Source organism: Microcystis sp. M20BS1 (assembly GCF_020245305.1).
In the GTDB taxonomy this organism is placed as follows: Bacteria; Cyanobacteriota; Cyanobacteriia; order Cyanobacteriales; family Microcystaceae; genus Microcystis; species Microcystis ichthyoblabe_A.
In genome coordinates this window covers 1-3088 of sequence record NZ_JADBUZ010000236.1, presented here as the reverse complement: position 1 = coordinate 3088, position 3088 = coordinate 1, and the positions used below count along the sequence as shown (strand labels likewise).

Annotated in this window: 3 protein-coding genes; 2 read left to right on the top strand and 1 reads right to left on the bottom strand. The window is 40.5% G+C overall.

The features are described 5' to 3' along the window. The first annotated feature begins 264 nt into the window (after positions 1–264). Positions 265–606, top strand: coding sequence for a hypothetical protein (locus IM507_RS22205; protein WP_069474035.1), 342 nt, complete (start codon positions 265–267; stop codon positions 604–606). A 136-nt stretch (positions 607–742) separates the two neighbouring features. Next, positions 743–901 (top strand): hypothetical protein, encoded by a 159-nt coding sequence (locus IM507_RS22200; RefSeq protein WP_155117891.1) that lies wholly within the window; start codon positions 743–745, stop codon positions 899–901. 140 nt (positions 902–1041) lie between these two features. Here the strand turns inward: IM507_RS22200 and IM507_RS22195 are convergent, their stop codons facing one another. Continuing rightward, positions 1042–2739, bottom strand: a complete 1698-nt coding sequence (locus IM507_RS22195) for a serine protease (protein WP_123230292.1) — start codon at positions 2737–2739, stop codon at positions 1042–1044. Positions 2740–3088 lie beyond the last annotated feature (349 nt).

Here is a 3088-nt window from a genome sequence, read left to right as displayed (position 1 = left end):
CGATTGTCTATCTTTTGGTATTAACCTATTTGTGCCTTAAGTCCTTTCCTGTATGAATTTCAGCTACTTTTGAGCGTAGTTGCTCTCATCGAATTTTATTTTAAGTTAATTATTTGCATAACAATTCCCGAAGAGCCTTAATTTTTCTTGGAGAGAGGGAAAAATGGGGAGATTGGTTATTTTCTTATTTAACCACTATACCTTTAAACCCTTATCTTGACTAAAGTAGGATAGTAACGCTATTGTAAAAAACAGGATAGAGTTATGTCGCTAACAATAAAGAGGATAATTTTTTTTACTATTTTGGGTGGGTTCGCATTAGCTTGGATAAACGATAGTTATTTTCCGACTCAAAAGGAAACATATTCCCCCTCATCTTCAGAAACTCAAAAGGAAACATATTCCCCCTCATCTTCAGAAACTCAAAAGGAAACATATTCCCCCTCATCTTCAGAATGGGATGAATATCAACAAGCGGATGATCCAGCGACAAAGCTTGTAAAAAATTGTGCATCTGAGGCGGGTATTCCAGAAAATGATCCAAAACACGCAATCACTCCCTACGAAATGCAAATACTGACAGATTGTATAGATCGGAACCGATAGCTTATATCACTCTAAATATCAGACTGATAACGGTTAGAAAAAATGTGGTCGCTACCTGTATTTTAGGCTATTATTTAATTGAAATAAAATCTATTTTCCCCAATGACAGCCATAAATCTACCCCCAAAGCTGTCTAATGAATCAGAAAAAGATTATCAAATTTTTCTTAGTTATTGCCTTTTGGGTAGCGATCGCTAAATCAGCAAGCTTGCCAAGAAATCAGTGGGAAAAGCCGGAGGATCTGAAAAAAGGCTATATGAGTTATCTTCTCAATTCCAATGGTGCGATCAAGTGAAAAACTATGATGCTGCCATTGCCGAGTTTACTGGGGAAGTTTTAGCCGAACAAGTTGGCAAGGATGTAGTTAGTTCAGGGCAAGCGAGGTGAAATTAAATATAAGATGATCCCTACTTAATCATTAAATTTGTCATATTTTTACTTGACAATAACTTGCCACTCCCTTAACCTTTCTCGCACTCTGTCAATGGGAATTGCTAAACCGCAGCCTAATTTAACGGCATTTTCTAGGGGTTTAGGAGTAGAGGGATTGGGACAAAATAAACCCGCTTGGGAAATCACTCCCACCACTTGATTTTTATCGTTTAAAACTGGACTTCCCGACTGTCCAGAAACGACAAACATGGACAAACTTAAGGATTTTTCGTTATTATCATTAACCGTGCCTTTGCTGACAGTCCAATCTTTTTGATTAAAAGGATTACCGATCAAGATTACTGGTTGATTAGGGGCAATTGGTAGGGGTGCTAAAGCTAAAGGTTTTAAATCTGGGGGGGGATTTTTTACCTCTAATACTGCTAAATCGAGCCAGTCGTTAGGGGGGGTAATGTGGAGAATTTTAGCTTTTGAACGCTTGCGGATTTTTCCTTGGGGTGGTTGGCTATAATACTCCACAAAAATGCGGGATCCTGCATCGATTTCTTGACGGGAATTCGTCACCACATGGCGGTTAGTCAAGATCCAAGCTGTGTCTTGATTTCGTTTTAATAACCAACCAGTGCCGATACCATTTTTATTTTTGCCGCGAATGACAATTTTAACAATTGAGCGTTTTAAATTCACCAGAGGATCACTCTTAACACTGGGAATTATCTCTGGCATTTTTAATAATTCGGGATTGTCGTGAATTAATCGCCCCCGTTGGATTTCCTGTAAAATAAATCTAGCTTCTGATAAATTGGGATCAATTTCTACGGCCTGCCGACACCAATTTAGACCCTCATCGATCTGACCGTTGTTGATATAGATATAACAGAGATTTTGGTAAATCTTAGCATTTTTAGGGCTAATTTGCCGCGCCTGTTGAAAAACTGCCATGGCTTCCCCTAGTTTTCCCTGTTCCGCTAAAGCTTTGCCCAGATAATTATAAATATCCCCATCTTTAGGAGCGTAAATTAAAGCCTGTCGATATATTTGCTCTGCTTCCTCCCATTTCCCCTGTTTTGCTAGGGTTTCTCCTAATTTTTTGTAGGTTTCACCCTGATTAGGTATCAATTCTAGAGCTTGCTGATAGGCATAACTGGCCTCTGGCCAGAGTTGCTGTTCACTGTAGGCCTTTCCCAGATAAAAATAGGCTTTTCCCTGACTAGGATCGAGAAAAACCGCTGCTTGCAGAGCTTTCGCCGCCTCATCCCAACGTTGTAAACTATAGAGGGCTTTTCCTAGCTGAAATTGCGCTTTAAAAGTTGGTTTAATGATCATTGCTTTTTGGTAAGCATCGATCGCCTCTGACCATTTTTCCTCCCGCGCGAAGATATCCCCCAAAGCCACTAAATAATTACTTTGGGAGGGTTCCATCGGTGGTTTATGATTAACGATAAAGCCACGATCATAGGCTTGTAAGGCTTCAGAATAGCGTTTTTGACTTTGCAAGACCTGAGCGATTTTTATATGGGCTTGGACTGAATTTTCGTCAAAAGATAAAACTGTTCGGTAAGCAGACAGAGCCGATTCCTTCTCCCCCGCGGCCAAAAGTCGATCGCCTTGCCAGAGATAGGCCAAGGCAATCAGATAAAAAATAGCAAAGGGAGCGGCGACGATGAAGGCAATAATTAAAAATATTTGCAGGGGTTTGCTAGAATAGCGGCGACCGATTTTAATGTCTTTTCTTTTCATTTCTTGGTTAGGATAGACAACAGGCTAGAGGTGGTTCGATAATCGACCTAGACCAATTTAGATGCGCGGGCCGCTTATACATATTTTTCCCCTTTCCTGTTGCCCTTTCCGCAGTTCTAGCCCTCCTTCTTTCTGGGGTGTGGATGTAATTTTGTCCAACTACTTAGGGTTTGCTGAATAAATCTAAAAACCTTGTTGGACAAAACTTTTAGACTTTTTTTCCCTCAAAAAGTGCCAGCCATTGCGGGGATCGGGGGGAAAATTCTGGGACTTTTTCCCTGAAAATTAGGTAACTGACTACCTCAAAATCGGTAAAAACCCACACCCCACACCCCACACCCCACACCCT

Bases quoted from the DNA above. Each gene is read 5' to 3' on its own strand.
- IM507_RS22205 (WP_069474035.1), top strand. From the start codon at position 265: ATGTCGCTAACAATAAAGAGGATAATTTTTTTTACTATTTTGGGTGGG.
- IM507_RS22200 (WP_155117891.1), top strand. From the start codon at position 743: ATGAATCAGAAAAAGATTATCAAATTTTTCTTAGTTATTGCCTTTTGG.
- IM507_RS22195 (WP_123230292.1), bottom strand. From the start codon at position 2,739: ATGAAAAGAAAAGACATTAAAATCGGTCGCCGCTATTCTAGCAAACCC.